The organism is Eggerthella sp. 1_3_56FAA, assembly GCF_000185625.1.
GTDB classification, from domain to species: Bacteria; Actinomycetota; Coriobacteriia; order Coriobacteriales; family Eggerthellaceae; genus Eggerthella; species Eggerthella lenta.
This window is the reverse complement of record NZ_GL622580.1, coordinates 112,132-131,238: the sequence shown is the minus strand read 5'-3', so window position 1 is coordinate 131,238 and position 19,107 is coordinate 112,132. Positions and strand designations below refer to the sequence as shown.

Here is a 19,107-nt window from a genome sequence, read left to right as displayed (position 1 = left end):
TGGGCCGCTCGCGCTTACGCCTCGATGCCGCGGCTCTGGCGCATGATGTCGTAGGCCAGCCACGTGCAGGCGCCGATGACCAGCAGCGCCTTCTGGCTGCCCGAGCGCTCGACTTTGGCCTTGGCCTCGCCCACGATGCCCAGGTCGTGCTCCCTCTTCACCGCGTCGGCGAGGGTGGAGCACACCAGCAGGTAGATCACGTTGCCGATGAGCAGAAGAGGGCTGTTCTGGATGTGCCAGTTGCCGTTGAAAAACCATCCGTACAGGATGGTCGCCAGGATGACCAGGGAGATGCCCCAGATGAGGATTCTAAACGGCCCGATCTTGCTTGCGTCCTTGGAGCCGCGCAGGCCGAATGCGGCGACGACGAGCTGAACCAAGCCCATGGCGAGGACGATGATTCCCAGAGCGACGGAGGTGGTGTCTGCCGTGGTCTCGGTATCGCCCAAAGTCATCGGCTGGTCCATTCCCATCGTGGCGGCCGACACTCCGAGCGCGATGAGGGAGGCGCCCGATAGGATTACCAGCACGCCGAGCACGATCATGATGATGGACACGACGTGCAGGGCTTTTTGGGTTCCGGTACGCGCTGGATTGCTCATAGCGTGTCCTTTATCGTAGAGGATTGATGAGGCGAAGTATGGGTGCGGCTTCTACCAGACGTCTGAAAGTGCCTGATGACGAGCGGTGCCAGGTTGCAAAGGGCAGTTGTTACTGAAGGGGTACGGGTTTCGGGGGGATGCCTGGCCCAAAACGAGACCATTCGCCCGACCCGGCCGATACGGCATCTAAGCCTTCATCTTCAAGCTCTTCCGGGGCCTTCCGCGCGTCGTCGATTGCCGCGTCGCGGTCGTGCTCCTTTGGAAGGGTCTTCGCGTGATCGTCTTCGTTGGAGTCATCCATAGCCTATCCGCCTTTCTCGTGTCCAGGGGGCGCTCGGCTTCGTGCCGGACGTTTCGAATTCCTTCAGTATAGAAACGGCCTTCGCGAAGGCAAGCAGCGCGGAACGAAAGACCGATCCCGGCGAACGAACGATCATGCACGATGCCAAGGTCAGCCGCTCGCTCTGTTTGCCTTCTCTCGCTTAACTCGTCCTTCGTTCGCTGGAAATGGTCGTTCGTTCGGCGCGCCTTGCCAGCGATCGCCTGACCGGCCTATGATCGAACGAATATGCGATGAAGACGCGATGCGGGGGTGCTGCGTGAAAAACGACGAAAGGCGGGTGGAGCGGTCGTCCGGCCGAAACGATGGGCATGCGGGAAGGCTCATTCGCAAGCTGGCGCTCGTGTTCCTGGCGTTCGCCGTAGTGGCCGTGGTGCTCAACTGCGCACTCGCGTACGTCAGCACGCGCGATACCTTCCTACAGTCCGAAGCCTACCGCTTGGGGCAGGTGGGCGGTTACGCCGCGAACGCCACTCCGCAGGCGCTTCCTTCGGATGCATTGCAAGCGTGGAAAGACAACGCTGACGAGTTGGACCCCGCGACGACGTACGATCAGAGCCTCGCGGAAACGCAGGGGCTGATAAGCGCTTACAATGCCGAAGTCGACAGGCTCAAGGGGTCGGAGGAGGAGGCGACCGAGGAGGATCAGGATCGTCTCGACGGCATGCTGGCGGAGTACGAGCGAAAAAGCATACCCCTCTCGCTCTATTCCCTGGACGCGATGCTCGACCGGCTGCGCGCTTCGTTCAGCGTGTCGAGGCTTGCGGTAGTTGTTCCGGACGAGCAGAACGAGACCGTCCTCTACGTTGCGGAGGGGATTTCCGGCGATCAGAAGCGCGGGGTGGATGCTCACTTCTTCGGCGACGAGGAGCAGCGCCTCAAAGCTGACTACCCCGCCTTGTGGGAAGCGGTCGAAACCGGCGAGCCCAGCACGGATCCCGCCCTTGCGCCGGACGGCGAAACGTACGCTATGTACGTGCCTTTTGCCGTGGACGGCCAGACATGGGTTTACGAGGTGTCGATGGGCACCGACGAGCTGGAAGCTGCAGTGCGATCGCAGGTTGCCAGCACGGTGGTGGTGTCGTTCGCCGTGTTCGCGGTTTGCCTGACGGCTATGCTTCTGCTGCTCCGCCGCACCTTGGTGAAACCTCTCGTAGCGCTCAGCTCCCAGGTACGGGACTACGCTGCCAGCAAGTCCGCGGCCGTGGCCGACGTCATCCGCTCGCAGTGCTACCCGAAAGACGAAGTGGGCGATCTGGCTGCCAACACGGCCGACATGATCGACGAGCTGCAGGCTCACATGGACGACATCGCGCGCATGGGCGCCGAGCGCGAGCGGGCGCGATCCGAGCTCGCTGTGGCCAGCCGCATTCAGCTTTCGGCTCTGCCCACCGTGCGCCCGCCGTTCTCAGGATGCGATGACTTCGGGCTATCGGCATCCATGCACCCGGCAAAGGAAGTGGGCGGCGACTTCTACGACTTCTTCCTGATAGATCAGGATCACTGCGGCGTGGTAATAGCCGACGTATCCGGCAAGGGCGTACCGGCGGCGCTGTTCATGATGCGCGTCAAGGCCCTGCTGAACCAGCTGCTGCGCGAGGACCTCTCGCCCGACCAGGTGCTTGCTCGAGCGAACGACGGCCTGTGCGAGGACAACGAAGCCGGCATGTTCGTTACGGTGTGGCTTGGGGTGTTGGATTTGAGATCCGGCAAATTGGTTTACGCCAACGGCGGGCACAACCCGCCGCTGTACCGACACGCTGACGGTTCGGTCGAGTGGATGCGCGACCGGTCGGGTCTGCTGTTGGGCAGCTTCGAGGGTGTGCCCTATCGCGTGTTCGAGCGCACCATGATCCGGGGCGACTCCCTGATCCTGTACACCGACGGAGTGACCGAGGCCATGGATGCGTCGGATCATTGTTACGGCGACGAACGCTTGTTCCAGCTGGTGGAGCGGGAGTGCGACGGATACCCGGCATCCGTGTCGGGCGTTATCGAGGAGGACGTGCGCGCCTTTGCGGAAGGGGCCGATCAGGCCGACGACATCACGCTGCTGGTGCTGCGCTACGATGGACAGGAAAACGGCCCCGCGGCGTCGGCGGCCGGGAATCGAGGGTAACCATGGATGTGAACATCGCAGTAGACTATTTCGGAGACGAGGCGGTTCTCAAGTTGGGAGGGCATCTGAACACCAATACGGCTGCCGATTTGGAGGAGGCTCTTGAGCCGGTGTTCGAGCGCACGAGCAAGGTGGTGCTCGACTTCGCCGACCTGGAGTACCTGTCGTCGGCGGGTCTTCGCGTGTTGGTGGCCACGCAAAAGCGGGTCACAGCCGCGGAAGGAGCTCTGCGTATCGTGAACGCCAGCGACGACATTCGCGAGGTGTTCGACATCACGGGTCTTATCGACGTCTTCGATGTGGAGTAGGAAGGTGGAGGCGGCGGAGACGTGCACCATGCGCATCGAGGCGGCGTTGGGCAACGAGCCTGCCGTGCAGCGGTTCCTGACGGAGGCTTTGGAAACGACGGAGTGCCCGCCCAAGGCGCGCAAGGAGCTGCGCTTGGCGGTGGAGGAGCTGTTCGTGAACGTGGCTCGCTATGCGTACGACCCCGGGTCGGGCGATGTGGAGGTGTCGGTGTCTCTCGCGTCCGACGGGTGCGGGGCGAGGGTGGTGCTGCGCGACGGCGGCGTGCCGTTCGACCCGTTCGGGCACGCCGACCCCGAGGCTCCCCGCTCGGTGGAGGAGACTCCCATCGGGGGTTTGGGCATCATGATGGTCAAGCGTCTGATGGACGCGCATTCGTACCGCTACGTCGACGGGTGCAACGAAGTGACGATCGCGAAGCGCTGGTAGGGCGCGTCGCAGAAGGGAAGGGGTCTGAAGCATGGGATTCATGGGTACGGGTAAGAGCGCCGAGGATAAAGCGCTGGAGAAGCTGGCAACGTATCTGGAGAACATGGATCTGCGCCCGAAAGACGGGATGGTCCACGCGGGCGCGTTTGAAATGGCGGGCGGCTACAGCCGCAAGAACACGTCGCGCATCTTGAACGGCGTGCTGGAGTTCATGCAGAAGCAGGGCTACGAGATCCTGGACGTGCAGTTGTCGCCCAGCGGCATGGGAGACAGCCTGCTGTGCTGTCTGGTGCTGATCACGTACAAGTAGCGCTGCCTTGTGCTGCCGGTGTTTGCAGCTGCGAGGCTCTCGCAAACGCCGGCGTTCGCTTGGTAAAAGACCCCGGGGGGTCTTTTCTGTCAGTGCGTGGTGTCGATTTTTCTCGAACAATAGCATTCGACAGCGCATGATCGTTGGCGCGAGGCGAACGATGGGGAACCGCCGCTGGGTGCGGCGGTGTTTGCTGCGTTTCGCGGGAAGCTCGTTCGCCCCGTCTTCGGCCTTGCTCGCATCTGGGCGATTGCGGGCGCGCTCTTTAGAACAGCTCTTCGTCATCAATGATTAAAAAGATTATATACTACGGTAGGGATCGTTGTTTTTTTTGCTGCGGAGGGTTGCGTGGGCGACCCTTCGTTCCAGGGCATCGAGAGGATGACGCGCGGCGCCCTATACTCGGAGGTAAGGAACGGTGATGACGATGTTTGAGACGGCCGACATGAGCGAGATGGAGATTCGCGACGCATTCGGGTTCACGAAGACGAAGCCGATCGTATTCAAGGAGCGCGGGGAAGACGGGCAGACCATCAAGACGCTGTCGGTCTCGTCAATGAAGCTTATCCGACTCGATACGGATGGAAAGATGGGCTCGCTCGCCATCACGCTCGAAGACGGCCGCGAACTGAGGATATGCTCGGCGTACCTCAAAGAGATGCAGGCTGCACGCTTCACGTTCGAGACGAAGGTGGACGACGAGGAGTAGCAAGGGTCGCGGCGGTTCCGCTTGTTTTCGTTCTTCTATTCGAGCCGCTGCTTGGTCGGGGGTTCGCTTGTCGCCCTTCCGGGAGGCGGGGCGGCGCGAGTTGGTTGGTAGGGGGCGCGTTGTCGCCCGAAAGCCTCGCTCTTGGCGGCAAAACCGCGACTTTCGGGCGACAAACGATGCGGCGTGCGAGCGGGGGCCGGCACGCCGCATCGCGCAGATGCTAGGCGCTCTGCTCCTTGGCGGCGTTTTGGCCGGCGATGCGGCCGTTCACCAGGCAGTCGGCCGTGGCGCAGGAGCCCAGACGGCACGCGCCGTGGATGCCGCCCACTGCTTCGCCCGCTGCATACAGGCCGGGGATGACCTGCAGGTCCATGTCGACGACGCGGCACTCGAGGTCGGTTTTCACTCCTCCCATGCAGTGGTGCACCTTCGGCCACAGGCGTACGCCGTAGAACGGCGGCTCGTCGATGGTTTGGGCGTCGTCGGGGATGGGCTTCTTGAAGTCCTCGTCCAGCTTGTTCTCCACGAACGTGTTGTAGCGGGCGATCTCCTCCTTCACGGCGTCAACCGGCATGCCGTAGTGCTCGGCCGCTTCTTCGATGGACGAGAACTCGGTGGTGATGCCGGCCTTCAGCGCGCCCTCTAGGCCGCTGCCGCCATCGTACAGGGCCTTCTTGCACGTGATCTGCACGCACGGCTGGCCGGTTTCCAGGATGGCATCGGCGTAGCGCTTGCGGTCGGTCAGCTCGTTGACGATGCGCTTGCCGGTGGCCACGTCCAGCGTAGGGGCATAGCTGGCCTGGCCGTCGGTGTAGAAGGCGGCGACGCCGTAGCCCTGCTCGTCCGGGCTCATGAAAGGCAGCAGCTGGATCCAGTCGGTGTGCACCGCCATAGCGCCGGCGGCCACCGAAGCGCGCAGGCTTTCGGCGGTGGCGCCTTCCTGGTTCGTGCAATCCACGGAGTCGTCGAGGCGCGGATCCTGTGCCTGGCGGAACGCCAGGTCGCGGCCGAATCCGCCGGTGGTCAGCACCACGGCCTTGTTCGCCTTGATGGCGACGGGCGTGCCGCTTTCCACGTCGTTGCCGCTGGGCTTGTCGTGCACGATGGCGCCGATCACGCGGCCGTTCGCGTCCTTCACCAGCTCGGTGAGCATGCGCTTCGTCTCGACTTCGACGCCCAGTCCCTTCAGCTTCTCGGCGAAGGGGCCCGTCACGTTCGCGCCGCCGCCGTCGCCCTGCGCGATGGAGCGCATGACGGTGTGGCCTCCGTACGGGTAGAGGAAGTACTCGTCGTTGTCGTTTTTCGCCCAGGTGGCGCCCATCTCGATGGTCCACTCCCACGTCTCGTTGGACTTCTCTGCGATCACGCGGCACTTTTCCTTGTCGTTGAGGTACAGGCCTGCCACCATCATGTCGTCCACGTACTGCTCGACGGAATCCTGCACGCCCTCGCGCTTCTGCACGCTGGAGTTGCACACGGCGAAGTCGCCGGCTGCAAGCGCCGAGTTGCCGCCGACGCGCGCCGTCTTCTCGATGACCTTGACGTCCGCGCCGGCGTTCTTCGCCTCAAGCGCCGCGGCCAGACCCGTGTACCCGCTGCCCACGACCAGGACGTCGCACTCCTCGTCCCATTTCGTGTCGGCGCCGCTTGTGGCCGCCGATGCGGTCTGCTTATCCTGCGGCGCGCATCCCGCCAAGCCTAACGTTGCCAGCACGCCGGCCGCCGCCGCTCCCGTGATGAACGAGCGACGCGATACTCCTGTTTCGTTGATCCCCATTACTGCCTCCTCCAATGATGGTTTCACGTGCTCGATGCGCCATCGGGGCGCATCTCGTGAAACCACCTTACGGACGCAAACGGGCGCGCGCACCCCACCCGAAGCGGGAAACTGCGAAACCCCCCTTGAGGTGGGGTGCTCGACCTGGGGTTATGGGAGAGGAATCGTTAAAGCGAACTTCAGGATGAGCTTGCTTTAACGGCGAGGTCCGTCGGGCTCCCCATGCACGAGGTCGATGATCTCCTGCTTGCTGTGCACGTCGAGCTTCGCATAGATGGTCTTCTGGTAGCTCTTCACCGTGTTCTTGGACAGGAACAGCGTCTCGCAGATGAACGCGAGGTCGCGCCCTTGGGCAAGCAGGTACAGGATGTCCTTCTCGCGGTTCGTCAGCCCGTGGTCGTCGGCCAGCGCGTCGCAGCGCAGCTTGCGCACGCTCTCCTGCTCCTGCGCGAAACGCCCGAGCAGCTCGTCCGCCGCGCGCGCCTGCGATTCGGCGCGCTTGCGCTCGTGCGAGTTCACCATCCAGATGACCATGAGGATGAGGTACAGCAGGAAGAACGCCACCGCCGTGGTGCGCACGAAGTCGGCCGTGCTGCCCACGCCCAGCAGCTGCGCCACGTTCTGCCCCACGAACAGGCCGAAGCGCGGCAGCGCGTACGCCAGCGAGATGCCCACGAGCAACTTCGTGCGGCTGTGCGCGTAGGTGGTGACCACGAGGTAGAACAGCGCCAGCATGACGAGCTTCCATCCGGCGGCTGCCAGGATGTTCAGCGACACGGCGTAGTCGTTCGACAAAAACGGCAGGAACAGGATGCCGGTGGCTAGGATGCCGAACACCACGTTGAACAGCATGGACGGGTTCGGCTTCGAGCGGGTTCCGAAGTACGCGAGGAACACGGCGGCCGCCGCGATGCCTCCGAACTGCGAGATGAGGATCGACGCGGCGGGCGAGGCGCTGGTGCCCGTCGCCGCGGTGTCGAGGATGCCGTACACGATGGACAGCGCGAACGTGCACACGCCCGATACGAGGAACACGTTGAGGAAATCGTGCTTCGAGAGCGCGCCGCGGGCATGCGACGGGGGATCGCGGCGTTCGCTTCCATCGGCTTCCGCACGGTACGCGAAGCCCAGGCACAGCGCCGACGCGCCGAGCAGCACCGCGTACGCTGCCAGCGAAACGGCGTCGGGCGCGAACCCCAGCAGCATGTTCGCCGCCATGCCGCCCAACGACATGATGCCGAACGCGATGGCGATGCGGCGCGACGAGTAGCGTGCGAACGCCTCGAAATAGAAGGGCATGACCAGTCCCATGCCGATGCCGGCCGCTGTCGCCGAAGCGGTGACGACGGCAGGGTCGAGCGACTTCGTTGCGGCGAAGAACGTGCCGCCCAACGCCAGTGCGAACCCGGCGTAGCCCGTCGCAAGGTATGCCGTGCGGCCGAGGGGCAGTTTCGAACGCACGAGCAGCGAGAACAGCAGCGAAGCGGCGAGGATGGAGGGGTTCAGCACGTTGTCGAACGCCGAGGGAGCAAAGCCCGGCCGTCCGACCAGCCAGCTGGAATAGAAGAACGACACGCACACGGCGTACAGGCACGTGAAGCCTATGACGGCGACAAGGTAGCGTCGGTCGGAACCGAGCTGCCCTGCGCCATGCTGCTTGTCGGTGTTCCCCATATCCCCTCCGTCGTGACCTCCGAGGCTGCGTCGCATCATTATAATGCGCCCGCGACGGGTTTCGCGCGGCATCGTCGTAAGCGCGTGCGGAGCGTATCGGGGCAGCAACGTCGTTCGAAACGCTGCGAAATAGCGGTCAAAGCCTCATCCCTACGATTCTTACGCTACAATCGTAACGCTTTTCTTACGGGCAATTTCGTACAAGAATCATCGGGAGAGGTATGGTATGAGCAACGGCAAGGGGGCCGGCGCGGCGAACGTGGCCGGAGCGGGCGTCGCCAAGCGCGAGCGGTTCGGCTCGCGTTTGGGCTTCATCTTGATTTCCGCGGGGTGCGCCATCGGTTTGGGCAACGTGTGGCGCTTCCCGTACATCACGGGCGAGTACGGCGGCGCGGCGTTCGTGCTGATGTACCTCGTGTTCCTCGTCATCCTGGGCCTGCCCGTCATGGTGATGGAGTTCGCCGTGGGCCGTGCCAGCCAGAAGAGCTCGGCGGCGGCGTTCGACACGCTGCAGCCGTCGCGAAAGTGGCATTGGTTCTCGTGGTGGGGCTACATCGGCTGCATGGTGCTCATGATGTTCTACACCACGGTGGGCGGCTGGATGCTGTCGTTCGTGGTGAAGATGGGCACGGGCGCGTTCAACGGCCTGGACAGCGCGGGCGTCGGCGCCGTGTTCAACGACATGCTGGCGAACCCCACCGAGTTGGTGGGCTGGATGCTCGTGGTCATCGTGCTGGGCTTCCTCGTGTGCAGCCTGGGGTTGCAGAAGGGCGTCGAGCGCATCACGAAGGTGATGATGATCTGCCTGTTGGGCATCATGGCCGTGCTCGTGGTGCGCGCGGTCACGCTGCCGGGCGGCTTGGAGGGTCTCAAGTTCTACCTCATCCCCGACTTCGGCAAGCTGTTCGCGGGCGCGACGACGGCCGAGCAATGGGCCACGTTCGGCGACGCGGTATACGCGGCCATGGGCCAGGCGTTCTTCACCCTGTCGCTGGGCATCTCGGCCATGGAAATCTTCGGCAGCTACATCGGCAAGGAGCGATCGCTCACCGGCGAGGCGCTGCGCATCTGCGGCTTGGACACCGCGGTGGCGCTCGTGGCGGGCCTCATCATCTTCCCGGCGTGCTTCGCGTTCGCGGTGGAGCCGGGCAGCGGGCCGGGGCTCGTGTTCGTCACGCTGCCCAGCGTGTTCAACCAGATGCCGCTGGGGCAGCTGTGGGGCGCGCTGTTCTTCGTGTTCATGAGCTTCGCCGCGCTGTCCACCATCATCGCGGTGTTCGAGAACCTCATCAGCTGGTCGATGGACAAATGGAATTGGACGCGCAAGACGGCGGTCGCCCGCACGGCCATCATCGTGACGGTGCTCAGCCTGCCGTGCGCCCTTGGGTTCAACGTGCTGGCGGGCGTGCAGGTTCCGGCCATCGGCGACATCCAGTCCATCGAGGACTTCATCGTGTCGAACAACCTGCTGCCGCTGGGCAGCTTGTTCTACGTGCTGTTCTGTGTGACGAAGGGCGGTTGGGGCTGGGACAACTTCCTGGCTGAGGCCGACACGGGCAAGGGCGTGAAATTCCCGGCTTGGTCGAAATTGTGGCTGAAGTTCGGCATTCCGGCGCTTATCATCATCATATTCGTCATGGGCTACGTGCCGAAGTTCGCCACGTGGCTGGGGCTGTCGTAGAAGGAGGACTTCATGCAGGTTATCACCGATCAGGTTCTGGCGTTTTCCAAGGACAACGCGCCGTGCGCGACCGCGCAACCGGGCGAGGTGCTGCTGTTCAAGACGCAGGATTGCTTCGCCGGGCGCATCCCCAACGAGGATGTCACCATGAAGGATCTCAACTTCTCGTACGGGTTCACGAACCCGGCGGCCGGCCCCGTGTACATCGAGGGCGCCGAGCCGGGCGACGTGCTGGTGGTGGATATCTACGACGTGCAAGTGGCCGATCATGGCGTAATCGCCACCGACGACCACTGCGGACCGCTGTACCAAACGACGGATTACCGCAGCAAGATCATCCCCATCGAGGACGGCATGGCCGACTTCAACGGCGTGAAGTTCCCCATCGACCCGATGATCGGCGTCATCGGCACCGCGCCCGACGGCGAGGACGTCATCGACGGCTTCGTGGGCGCGCACGGCGGCAACCTGGACAACAAGCTGATCACGAAGGGCACGCGTATGTACTTCCCCGTGCGCGTGCCGGGCGCGCTGCTGCAAATGGGCGACGTGCACGCCACCATGGGCGATGCCGAGCTGTGCGGCACGGGCATCGAGATCGCGGCCGAGATCACGGTGAAGGTGTCGCTGGTGAAGGACTTCGAGCTGAACTGGCCCGTGCTGGAGACGTTCGGCCCGCACGGCAAGTGGTACGTGAACGCCAGCGCGCAGGAGTTCGACGAGGCTCTGATGAACGTCTCGAAGGAGATGCAGCGCCTGCTCATGCGCATCACGGGTTGGGATGCCGTCGATACGTATATGTACATGTCGGTGCAAAGCGACGTGGAGTTGAGCCAGGCCTGCAAGCCCTGCGAGGTGCAGCTGAGCCTGCGCATGGGAACCCCGAAGCTGCCCCAGTTCCCGCCGCTCGTGCCGCAGCCGTAGCACGAGCGCTCGCGCCAAGAACGCAACGAAGCCCCGGCTCGCCGTAAAGCGAGCCGGGGCTTTTATCGTGTTACAGCAGCGCCAGAAGCTCGTTCACGCTTTCGGGACGGGTGGCCCAGCTGGTGGCGAAGCGGACGACGGTGCGGCCGTCGGGCGTGCGCTCCCAGAAGCCGAACGACGCATGTTCGGCCAGGCGCTCCTTCGTCTCGTCGTCCAGGATGACGAACTGCTGGTTCGTCGGCGAGTCGATGGCCAGCTCGTAGTCCTTCGCGCGGAAGCCCTCGGCGATGCGCTGCGCCAGCTCGACGGCGTGGCGCCCGATGTGCTGGTAGCGCAGCTCGCCGTCCTCCTGGCCGAACAGCACGTCGAACTGCAAACCCAGAAAGCGGCCCTTCGCCAGCAGCGCCCCGCGCTTCTTCATGAGCGTGAAGAAGTGGTCGTCCAGCCCCGGCTTCGTGAACACCACGGCCTCGCCGCAGAACGCGCCCACCTTTGTGCCGCCGATGTAGAACGCGTCGCACAAGCGTGCGATGTCGGCCAGCGTGACGTCGGCGCCCACGGCGGCCAGGCCGTAGCCCAGACGCGCCCCGTCCATGAACAGCCTCATGTCGAAGTCGCGGCACACCTGCGCCAACGCCTCCAGCTCGGCCAGCGAGTACACGGTGCCGTACTCGGTGGGGTGCGAGATGTACACGGCGCCCGGTGCCACGATGTGCTCGCGGTTCTCGTCGCCCCAGTACGCCTCGCACAGCGCGCGCACGTCGGCGGCCACCAGCTTGCCGTCGACGTGCGGCAGCGGCAGCGTCTTGCGCCCGCACGCCTCCACGGCGCCGGCTTCGTGCGCGGTGATGTGGCCGGTGGTCGCCGACACGATGCCCTCCCAGGGCCGCAGGATCTGGTCGGCCACGGCGGCGTTGGCCTGCGTGCCTCCCACCAGAAAGTACACGTTCGCGTGCGGGCACGCGCACGCTTCGCGGATGCGCTCGCGGGCGGCGGCGCACACCTCGTCGGTGCCGTAGCCGGAGGTCTGGTCGAAGTTGGTGGCGGCCAGGCGTTCGAGGATAGCGGGATGGGCACCCTCCATATAGTCGCTGTCGAAGTGGAGCATCGTGGCGTCGGTTCCTTTCTGATGAGGGGGTATGGTAGCAGGCGGGCGGTGTTGCGAATCGTCCGCGGTCAGCGGCGGCTGGGAAGCACGCGGCGCTTGGGTATGACGATGGCGCGCGGCTCGAGCGCGAACAGCTCGGAGACGGTGAGCGTCTCCTCGCAGGAGATGGCGCCGTAGCGACAGGTTTCGGTACAGGTGCCGCAATCGCGGCAGAGCGCGGCATCGAATTCCAGCAGGGTGCGCCCACCTGGCGCTTTGCCGGCTTTGCGCAGCGCCTGCGTGGGGCAGAAGCCCGCGCATAGCGCGCAGCCCGAGCAGCGCTCGGGATCGATGTCCACGCGCGGTGCAAGCGCGCGCGGCACGACGGCATCGCCAGCCGGGAGGCCCGCAGCGTGCAGGTCGTCCAGCAGCTGCCAGCGGCGGCGGTCGGGCTCGGGCTCGGGAGCGTCGGCGGTGTTTCGGCCGGTCAGCGCGTCCATCTGCGCCGACGCTGCATCGGCGGCCGCCTCCACCAGCGCCGAGCGCGCTTGCGAGAACAGGCCGCGCCGCGACACTTCGCCTGCGGCGTCCTCGTCCTCTGTCGCGGCTATATCGTCGACGGTTTCGACGATGCTCGCGGCGGCGTCGAACTGCCACGTGTCGAGGATGCGTTGGGCGGAACGCACCGTTTTCGGAAGGTCCACGACGGCTTCAGCGTACTCGCACGAGGCGCACGGAGCCGTCAGCAACGCGATGCGCTGCGCGCCCGAGCACGCCATGTGCACGATGAGCGCTTCGTCCACCCACGCCATACAGGGAAGGGCGACCGTACGCTCGGCATCGATGCGACCCGCGCGCAGGGCGCGCTCGCACGCGAATCCAGCGCAAGCGGGAGCGACTGCGGCTTGCGGAGCCTCGACCTGGGCTTCCGCATCGCGCGTCCCGATCGAATCTCCCTGACCCTCGGCCTCTTCCGCTGCAAAACCCGCCGCCCGCTTCGCCGCCGCGGCTCCCGCCCGCACGCTCGCTTCCAACAGCGCGTCGTCGTCGAGCGGTGCTATCGCCAAAAGCGCGGCGGTGGGGCACGCCGTGACGCATCGGCCGCAGCGCACGCAGGCATCGTCGTCGATACGCGGTCCGGCCGGACCGTCCTTCGTCACGGAGCCGTACGCGGCGGCGGGCGACGCTTCCGCATCGCGCTCCAACCCGACGGCGATCGCGTCGACCGGGCACGCTTCGGCGCAGCGCGTGCAGGTGGAGCCCAGATCGCGCTCCGGCAAGCAGCGCTCTTCGTGCAGCAGCGCCACCATCGGTCGCTCGGCCAGGCGTTGCGCTATGTCGATGAGATTCGGCATCCCGTTCCCCCAGGGTCTTCTTTCGTCTCTTCGTCTGCCGACGCATGCCGTATGCGCGGCGAGCGCCGGCATCCTATTCTACGACGCGTACTGTTCAAGATAGTCGAGGATCTCCTGACGGGAGTGCAAGCCGGTTTTAGCGTAGATTCGCTTGATGTGGGCATGCGCCGTGCCCTGCGTGATGAACAGCTCTTCGGCCACGCGCTTCTGCGTGTAGCCGAGCGCATACAGCGCCATCACCTCGATCTCCCGATCGGACAACAGGAACTGCTTGCCCATCTCTTCGGCGTTGTGCTTCATGGAGGCCTGTCGCATGTCCGCAAGGCTTTCGTGTTCGTCGAGTCCCATGATCTTGAGCATGCTCTGTCGTCGTGCGCTCTGCTCCTCTTGTTCCTCGGCGTTGCGACGCGTGATATTGAGGAATTGCACGAACACCAATTGCGTGGAGAGGACCACCATGGTGCCCATCGCGGCGCTCATGAGCATGTCGTTGGAGAACAGCTCGTGAGCCGCCAGCAACGCGATACGCGCTACGGCGCGGCAGCCTAGCCACACCAGCCATCCTGCGATGGCGTAATAGTACGGGTCGCGCCATCCGTAGCTCATGAACGCGATGATGACGTACCAGGTGAATCCCACCATGAGCGCGTTGAGCGTGGTGGTGAATACCGCTCCGATGTCCAGCATGTCGGGAAATCCGGCATAGGCGATCAGCGCGAAGCAGGCCAGCAGTTCCATGATCACGAAAATCCCTACGGTCATGACGCGTTCTCGCCACTTCAGCACCAATACGATCAACGCGACGCTCACGCCGATGGTCAGCGCAGCGTACGCGATGCGCGTAGCGGGCGTGAACGCGATGGAGGTGCCGTCGGGGTAGCCGCGCAGCAAGCCGATTACGATAGACAGGCATCCGATGCCCAGTGCAGTGGCAGTGAGGAACTGCTTGCTTTGCAACATGGTTTTTGAGAATCCGAAGTAATCGTTGGCCTGCGTTGGCGAGACGATGTCATGCGGTTGGCGTTGCCTGCGCGCCCATATTATGCAGGGGTATTGCAGCAGCACGAGCGCGGCGGCAACGAAGTTTCCCGCGAATACGGGCAGCAGCGTGCACAGATAAATCTCCACTTCGCTGATGATGAGCGCGGCGAACACGAAGACGGCAGCCGTGGTCGTGCTCGTTCCGCGGGCGCGGCGCAGCCAATAATAGATGGCGCCTGACGACACGAGGGTGCACAGCGAGCTCAGCGCGAAGCGCTCGATTTCGTCGCCGATGCCGAAAAGGTCGAATACGGCGAGAGCCATCAGCACAAACGCTTCCAGTGCGACGCATGTGCGCATGATCACGTTGGTGACGTGCTTGCTGATCGTTCGTTTGCTGAGGACGATGAAGACCAGGAACAAAGCCAAGACGACTAATGCCACCAGCATGGCGCCGTCGGTGAAAATACCTTCGTCGGTGCTGGTGTAGCTTCCATAGCTGGCGACGATCAGTCCGGCCCGCCCGAAAGCCAGACCAAGGATAAGCGGCCAGAGCGGCGCGAAGCGATGTGCCGCTCCCTCGAGTCCGTTGCGGGCCTGGTTTTGCTCGGCGCCTGTTGGAGTCGGTGCTGTTGTCGTGCGTGCGCCCAACCGTACACTCCCTCCCCGTGCTTGGTACGTAGTCGACGCGGACGCGTCCTCCATTCACCTCGATTTATCCTCAAAGAGGGGATGGCGGATGCGCGCCGTGGGTCATCATACCATACGAAAAACAACGCAGGGGAAAGGAGCGATGCGGTGGTTGACTTAGAAGCTCAGCGAATTCGAGACGAAGTGATCCGGGCAATGGCTGAACAAGGAGAAGATATCGAATCGCTCGGTTTGAAGGTTCCCGACGAAGCGGAAAGCGTCAGCGCGCCAATAGCGATGCCCGCATGGGAGCGTGTTGCCGAAACGGCTGCCGATAGTCGCGAGGGGGAAGTTGCCGAGGCGCAATTGAGCGACGAAGAGGTCGAGCGTCTGTTTCTGACGGCGGTATTCGATGACGTGCGCGCGCAGTCTGCGGATGCCAAGCTTGTTCAGCCGGCGCAGTGGTTGAAGGCGGGCCTCGTGCCGGCGCATTTCTCGGCCGAAGACTGGGAGATGTTCGTGTACGAGTACCTTGAGGATCGCAGGGCTGAGCGCGACGCGCGCGTCGTTGCGGCTTCCGCGACCCCCGTTCGCACGGCGACCCGTGCGGTGGGCGTTCCCCGCATTCTGCGCACGGAGGAGGAGCCCGAGTCGGAAGGCGCTGCGACGGCGAAGGGCGCAGAAGAGCCACGCCAGCCCGAGCGCAGCTCCGAAGCCTCAGAGGAGCTCCGTCATCCTGAGCGCAGCGCCGAAGGCGCGGAGTCGAAGGATCCCGAGCGGCGCGATAGCGCACAGGATGCCGAAACCCTGGCCGATCCCCCGTGCGTTCCCTGCGACGATATCGTTGCGCTCGTCGGCAAGCACAGCTACTATCTGTACTCCACCGAGCGCATGACCGATGCGTACGCGCGGTGGTCGTTCCTCGCCAGCGAGGACGATCGCGTGCTCACGTTTGTGGAGTGCGTGCGCGACGAATCGCGGAAGTACCCGCGCCCCATGGAGGCGTCGTCGCTGTCCAACGAGCCGTTCAACCTGTCGGCCGATGAAATCGACGAGTTGTGGCGCACCGTGCGCGACAGCGGCGCCTATCCGGACCTCGATACCGTCGCTGCGTCGAACGGCGACGTGTACTACTTCTCCACCGAGTACCTGACGCCCGCCTACGCCAAGTCGCTCGCAGAGTGGAACTCCGTCGAGCGCGACATGTTTCTGTAAACGCTATCGCGCCCGTTCGGCGTACTTGCATTAGTCGTCCTGAGCGAAGCGCTGCAGGCGCGGAGTTGCAGGATCTTGCTAGAAAGAGAGGTTCTCCATGGAAGACGAAGCGCGCAACGTGTACCGCGAGGTGCAGGACCGCCATGTGCTGCGCACGGCCGACGTGTACCAAACCGAGATCGAGGACGGCGTGACGGGCTACTCCGACACGCTGCTGTCCGTGGTTGCGAACTTCCGCAACGGCGGCGCCCCCGAAGGGTTCAACGCCCAGAGCATGGTGGGCAAGTCGAAGCGCGGAGAGGTGGCGCTGCGCCTGTTCGCCGTGATCGACCACGACACGCGGACGTTCGTGCGCGCCGGCTTCAAGACGCGCGGCTGCCTGGCCGTCACGGGGTGCGCCAGCGTGGTGTGCTCCATGCTCGAAGGATGTACGTTCGACGAGGCGCTGGCCATCACGACCGACGACGTGAAGACGGCGCTCGACGGGGTTCCCGTGGACAAGGTGTACACTATCCATTTCGCCATCGAGGCCGTCCGTGCCCTCATCGGCGATTATCTCGTTCGCCAAGGGGCCTCCCTCGAAGAGCTTGACGCGGTCGTCCCCTGCAACTCCCTGAGCGTCCCCTGCATGATCTGCGAGCACTGTTCTTTGAGATCCACGAGAGTGGAGTTGAAGATGGCCGAAGCGTAGGGCTGTCGTCGTATTCTTCGGCCGCCTTTCCCGCTCAATCGAGAACGCCCCCGGATGCTGCATCCGGGGGCGTTCTGGTAGGGGGGCGAAAGCCGCGGAGGGGTTGCGGCCCTGCGGAGGATTGCTCTACGGCAGCAGACCCAGGCTGTCCAGCTCTTCCTTAACGTCGGCCATGCCGTACTGGTCGAGGCAGGCGGCCGTCGGGCAGCCCTTCTCGTGATCCCAGCCGAACGTGTCGTACACCATGCCCAGGGCGGTTTGGAAGTCGTCGCGGTCCATCTTGATGGTGCCCTCGGTGAAGGGCTTCTTGTCCGGGTCGATATCGAACGTCCAGGCGCACATCACATCATGGACGTTGCGCATGTCGTTCTCGCCCCTGGTGCCGTCTTCCTTCGTCATGCCGCGCACGGTGTTGGCGCGCTGCAGCGTCATGATTCTGGCGCCGGCCTGGTACAGGTCGTCGGTGGTCACGTCCTCGCCGGTGACGGCCTTGAAGAACTTGGCCTCTAGGTCCAGGTCGCCGCGGTAGTTGCGCGCCTTCGTGGGGCTCATGGTCATGGGCCACGTCCAGTTGCACAGCGTCAGCGAGTCGTGCAGCACGTCGGTGACCACGCTCCACCAGGCGAAGTTCGCCTTGCGTTCGTTCATGGGCGTGTAGTTCTTGTTCTGGTCGATGGCGTCCTTGCCGCCCCACACCTCTTCGGCGATTTCCTGCTTCAGCTCGAAAGGCAGGCCGCAGCCCTGGAAATTCACGGCGGAGTGGATCATATCGTCGCGGTTGAACATCATGTTGTACACGCCGCCTACCTGGCCGAAGCACTCGATGGCGTGGTGCACGGGCCAGCCGCGGTAGTTGATCAGCTGGCTGGGCTGCTGATCGAACCAGCCCTTGTCATCCCAGCGCTCGGTCCAGTGGTACGGGCCGTAGGCGATGTGGGCGATCTCGGAGTCGTTCTGGGCGATGTCGTTCAGCAGCTCCACCATGATGGTGGGGTCGTCGTTGTAGATGCGCTGCCAGTCGTACTTCGCCTTCTCCTCTTCGGGAAGTACGCGGTCGAACACGCCAGCCTTGATGCAGTGCGCCAGGTCGCGCCACAGCTGCGCGTAGTTGCACCACAGTCCCAGCTCGTCAATGGTGGTGCCGATCAGCGTGTTCCATACAATGCCCGACTCGCTGTCCTCGGCGATGCCCGTCTTGAGGATGCCCTCCATGTACTTGAACGGGAAGTTGGCCGCGCAGGTGTTTCCCGACGTGGTCTTGCCGCCCAGTTCTCCGGTGCGCTCGGTGCGCAGGTCGGAGTAGCAGTGGATGGGGCAGCCGTGGCAGCCGTCCATCTTGATGGTGTACTTCTCGGCCACCTCGCCCAGGTCGTACACCGACTTCATGCAGCGATAGCCCACCGTGTTCAGCTCGCCCGGCTTCGGCTCGCCCGTGTCGATGGGTCCGTCTTCGGCCATACCCCAGGTCAGACCGCTACGGGCGGACCAGCGGGATCCCTTGTCGTAGAATTCGGCCCATTCCTGCTGCGTCTGCGGAACCACGTGGTTGTTGTTGGAGCCGATGACCTCGCGCAGCATGTAGTCGGACAGGTCGGCTACGGCTTGCGGGTCCTTCACGTTCACGCTGCCGTTGCCCTGCACCACCAGCGCCTTGACGTTCTTCGATCCCATCACCGAGCCCGTGCCGGCGCCGGCGGAGTGGTTGCGCGCGTTGATGATGCACGCGTACGGAAGCAGGTTCTCGCCGGCGGGGCCGATGGCGGCCACGCACGCCTCGACGCCTTCCTTGCGGCACAGCATCTCGGTGGTCTCACGGGTGCCCATGCCCCACACGAAGCCGGCGTCCTTGATCTCCACCTTGTCGTCGACGATGTTGAGGTATACGGGGTGGTCGGATGCACCCTCCAGAACCACGGCGTCCCAGCCGGCCAGCTTGATCTTCGCGCCGATCATGCCGCCGCAGTGGGCGTCCACCACGAGGTGGTCCTTCGTGAACGTGGACAGCGAGCAGATGGTGGTGCGGCCGGCCAGGGGCACGCCGGAAGCCGTCAGCGGTCCTACGGCGAAGATGAGCTTGTTCTCGGGGGAGAAGGGGTCGGTGCCGGCGGGCACTTCGTCGTACATGATCTTGTTGGCCAAGCCCATGCCGCCGATGTACTCCTTGTAGGGGTCGGTCGGCTGCGTCGTGATCGAGCCCGTGCTCAGATTGACGCGGAGGATCTTACCGGCCCATCCATACGATGTTTCGTCAGCCATGTTGCATCTCCAAATCTTGGA

17 protein-coding genes are annotated in these 19,107 nt (G+C 64.1%); 9 read left to right on the top strand and 8 right to left on the bottom strand.

The genetic code is table 11. From position 1 onward, the window contains the following. Nucleotides 1-14: 14 nt before the first annotated feature. A complete protein-coding gene (locus HMPREF1023_RS05995) occupies nucleotides 15-602 on the bottom strand; it encodes a hypothetical protein (RefSeq protein WP_009305299.1) in 588 nt (195 codons plus the stop codon). A gap of 109 nt (nucleotides 603-711) precedes the next feature. Beyond that, a complete protein-coding gene (locus HMPREF1023_RS05990; RefSeq protein ID WP_009305298.1) occupies nucleotides 712-903 on the bottom strand; it encodes a hypothetical protein in 192 nt (63 codons plus the stop codon). Between the two features lie 298 nt (nucleotides 904-1,201). On the opposite strand from HMPREF1023_RS05990, the gene HMPREF1023_RS05985 reads away from it, so the two are divergent. From HMPREF1023_RS05985 to HMPREF1023_RS05965, 5 genes are all read left to right on the top strand, one after another. Then, nucleotides 1,202-3,061 carry a PP2C family protein-serine/threonine phosphatase gene (locus HMPREF1023_RS05985; protein WP_009305297.1) on the top strand — a complete coding sequence of 620 codons (1,860 nt, stop codon included), beginning with the start codon at nucleotides 1,202-1,204 and terminating at the stop codon, nucleotides 3,059-3,061. 2 nt (nucleotides 3,062-3,063) lie between these two features. After that, the gene (locus tag HMPREF1023_RS05980; RefSeq protein ID WP_009305296.1) at nucleotides 3,064-3,369 is read left to right on the top strand and encodes an STAS domain-containing protein; all 306 of its coding nucleotides are present in this window, start codon (nucleotides 3,064-3,066) and stop codon (nucleotides 3,367-3,369) included. 4 nt (nucleotides 3,370-3,373) lie between these two features. Then, nucleotides 3,374-3,796, top strand: a complete 423-nt coding sequence (locus HMPREF1023_RS05975; protein ID WP_009305295.1) for an ATP-binding protein — start codon at nucleotides 3,374-3,376, stop codon at nucleotides 3,794-3,796. A gap of 31 nt (nucleotides 3,797-3,827) precedes the next feature. Further along, nucleotides 3,828-4,106 (top strand): hypothetical protein, encoded by a 279-nt coding sequence (locus tag HMPREF1023_RS05970; protein ID WP_009305294.1) that lies wholly within the window; start codon nucleotides 3,828-3,830, stop codon nucleotides 4,104-4,106. A gap of 421 nt (nucleotides 4,107-4,527) precedes the next feature. Further along, the gene (locus HMPREF1023_RS05965) at nucleotides 4,528-4,815 is read left to right on the top strand and encodes a hypothetical protein (RefSeq protein WP_009305293.1); all 288 of its coding nucleotides are present in this window, start codon (nucleotides 4,528-4,530) and stop codon (nucleotides 4,813-4,815) included. Between the two features lie 220 nt (nucleotides 4,816-5,035). On the opposite strand, the gene HMPREF1023_RS05960 is transcribed toward HMPREF1023_RS05965, so the two are convergent. Next, nucleotides 5,036-6,592 carry a flavocytochrome c gene (locus tag HMPREF1023_RS05960; protein ID WP_009305292.1) on the bottom strand — a complete coding sequence of 519 codons (1,557 nt, stop codon included), beginning with the start codon at nucleotides 6,590-6,592 and terminating at the stop codon, nucleotides 5,036-5,038. 195 nt (nucleotides 6,593-6,787) lie between these two features. Next, nucleotides 6,788-8,266 carry a LuxR C-terminal-related transcriptional regulator gene (locus tag HMPREF1023_RS05955; protein ID WP_009305291.1) on the bottom strand — a complete coding sequence of 493 codons (1,479 nt, stop codon included), beginning with the start codon at nucleotides 8,264-8,266 and terminating at the stop codon, nucleotides 6,788-6,790. A 226-nt stretch (nucleotides 8,267-8,492) separates the two neighbouring features. Here HMPREF1023_RS05955 and HMPREF1023_RS05950 point away from each other — a divergent pair, with 226 nt between their 5' ends. Continuing rightward, nucleotides 8,493-9,947 (top strand): sodium-dependent transporter, encoded by a 1,455-nt coding sequence (locus HMPREF1023_RS05950; protein WP_009305290.1) that lies wholly within the window; start codon nucleotides 8,493-8,495, stop codon nucleotides 9,945-9,947. A gap of 12 nt (nucleotides 9,948-9,959) precedes the next feature. Continuing rightward, nucleotides 9,960-10,871 (top strand): acetamidase/formamidase family protein, encoded by a 912-nt coding sequence (locus tag HMPREF1023_RS05945; RefSeq protein ID WP_009305289.1) that lies wholly within the window; start codon nucleotides 9,960-9,962, stop codon nucleotides 10,869-10,871. Between the two features lie 70 nt (nucleotides 10,872-10,941). On the opposite strand, the gene HMPREF1023_RS05940 is transcribed toward HMPREF1023_RS05945, so the two are convergent. The 3 genes from HMPREF1023_RS05940 to HMPREF1023_RS05930 all read right to left on the bottom strand — a co-directional run bounded on the left by HMPREF1023_RS05940 (nucleotide 10,942) and on the right by HMPREF1023_RS05930 (nucleotide 14,744). Next, nucleotides 10,942-11,979 carry a low specificity L-threonine aldolase gene (locus tag HMPREF1023_RS05940; RefSeq protein ID WP_009305288.1) on the bottom strand — a complete coding sequence of 346 codons (1,038 nt, stop codon included), beginning with the start codon at nucleotides 11,977-11,979 and terminating at the stop codon, nucleotides 10,942-10,944. A gap of 68 nt (nucleotides 11,980-12,047) precedes the next feature. Further along, nucleotides 12,048-13,313, bottom strand: coding sequence for a 4Fe-4S binding protein (locus HMPREF1023_RS05935; protein WP_114557905.1), 1,266 nt, complete (start codon nucleotides 13,311-13,313; stop codon nucleotides 12,048-12,050). 78 nt (nucleotides 13,314-13,391) lie between these two features. Then, on the bottom strand, nucleotides 13,392-14,744 hold the full coding sequence (locus HMPREF1023_RS05930; RefSeq protein WP_227109954.1) for a helix-turn-helix transcriptional regulator: 1,353 nt from the start codon (nucleotides 14,742-14,744) through the stop codon (nucleotides 13,392-13,394). Between the two features lie 396 nt (nucleotides 14,745-15,140). Here HMPREF1023_RS05930 and HMPREF1023_RS05925 point away from each other — a divergent pair, with 396 nt between their 5' ends. Continuing rightward, nucleotides 15,141-16,139 carry a hypothetical protein gene (locus HMPREF1023_RS05925; protein ID WP_009305285.1) on the top strand — a complete coding sequence of 333 codons (999 nt, stop codon included), beginning with the start codon at nucleotides 15,141-15,143 and terminating at the stop codon, nucleotides 16,137-16,139. A gap of 97 nt (nucleotides 16,140-16,236) precedes the next feature. Further along, nucleotides 16,237-16,830 carry an iron-sulfur cluster assembly scaffold protein gene (locus tag HMPREF1023_RS05920; RefSeq protein ID WP_009305284.1) on the top strand — a complete coding sequence of 198 codons (594 nt, stop codon included), beginning with the start codon at nucleotides 16,237-16,239 and terminating at the stop codon, nucleotides 16,828-16,830. 126 nt (nucleotides 16,831-16,956) lie between these two features. On the opposite strand, the gene HMPREF1023_RS05915 is transcribed toward HMPREF1023_RS05920, so the two are convergent. Next, nucleotides 16,957-19,086, bottom strand: a complete 2,130-nt coding sequence (locus HMPREF1023_RS05915) for an aldehyde ferredoxin oxidoreductase (RefSeq protein WP_009305283.1) — start codon at nucleotides 19,084-19,086, stop codon at nucleotides 16,957-16,959. Between the last annotated feature and the right edge of the window lie 21 nt (nucleotides 19,087-19,107).

What these genes read in the sequence shown, in the direction of transcription:
- HMPREF1023_RS05935 (WP_114557905.1), bottom strand. Translation starts at nt 13,313, where the DNA reads ATGCCGAATCTCATCGACATAGCGCAACGCCTGGCCGAGCGACCGATG.
- HMPREF1023_RS05960 (WP_009305292.1), bottom strand. Translation starts at nt 6,592, where the DNA reads ATGGGGATCAACGAAACAGGAGTATCGCGTCGCTCGTTCATCACGGGA.
- HMPREF1023_RS05915 (WP_009305283.1), bottom strand. Translation starts at nt 19,086, where the DNA reads ATGGCTGACGAAACATCGTATGGATGGGCCGGTAAGATCCTCCGCGTC.
- HMPREF1023_RS05980 (WP_009305296.1), top strand. Translation starts at nt 3,064, where the DNA reads ATGGATGTGAACATCGCAGTAGACTATTTCGGAGACGAGGCGGTTCTC.
- HMPREF1023_RS05940 (WP_009305288.1), bottom strand. Translation starts at nt 11,979, where the DNA reads ATGCTCCACTTCGACAGCGACTATATGGAGGGTGCCCATCCCGCTATC.
- HMPREF1023_RS05950 (WP_009305290.1), top strand. Translation starts at nt 8,493, where the DNA reads ATGAGCAACGGCAAGGGGGCCGGCGCGGCGAACGTGGCCGGAGCGGGC.
- HMPREF1023_RS05920 (WP_009305284.1), top strand. Translation starts at nt 16,237, where the DNA reads ATGGAAGACGAAGCGCGCAACGTGTACCGCGAGGTGCAGGACCGCCAT.
- HMPREF1023_RS05970 (WP_009305294.1), top strand. Translation starts at nt 3,828, where the DNA reads ATGGGATTCATGGGTACGGGTAAGAGCGCCGAGGATAAAGCGCTGGAG.
- HMPREF1023_RS05990 (WP_009305298.1), bottom strand. Translation starts at nt 903, where the DNA reads ATGGATGACTCCAACGAAGACGATCACGCGAAGACCCTTCCAAAGGAG.
- HMPREF1023_RS05965 (WP_009305293.1), top strand. Translation starts at nt 4,528, where the DNA reads ATGACGATGTTTGAGACGGCCGACATGAGCGAGATGGAGATTCGCGAC.
- HMPREF1023_RS05945 (WP_009305289.1), top strand. Translation starts at nt 9,960, where the DNA reads ATGCAGGTTATCACCGATCAGGTTCTGGCGTTTTCCAAGGACAACGCG.
- HMPREF1023_RS05930 (WP_227109954.1), bottom strand. Translation starts at nt 14,744, where the DNA reads ATGCTGGTGGCATTAGTCGTCTTGGCTTTGTTCCTGGTCTTCATCGTC.
- HMPREF1023_RS05925 (WP_009305285.1), top strand. Translation starts at nt 15,141, where the DNA reads ATGGCTGAACAAGGAGAAGATATCGAATCGCTCGGTTTGAAGGTTCCC.
- HMPREF1023_RS05955 (WP_009305291.1), bottom strand. Translation starts at nt 8,266, where the DNA reads ATGGGGAACACCGACAAGCAGCATGGCGCAGGGCAGCTCGGTTCCGAC.
- HMPREF1023_RS05995 (WP_009305299.1), bottom strand. Translation starts at nt 602, where the DNA reads ATGAGCAATCCAGCGCGTACCGGAACCCAAAAAGCCCTGCACGTCGTG.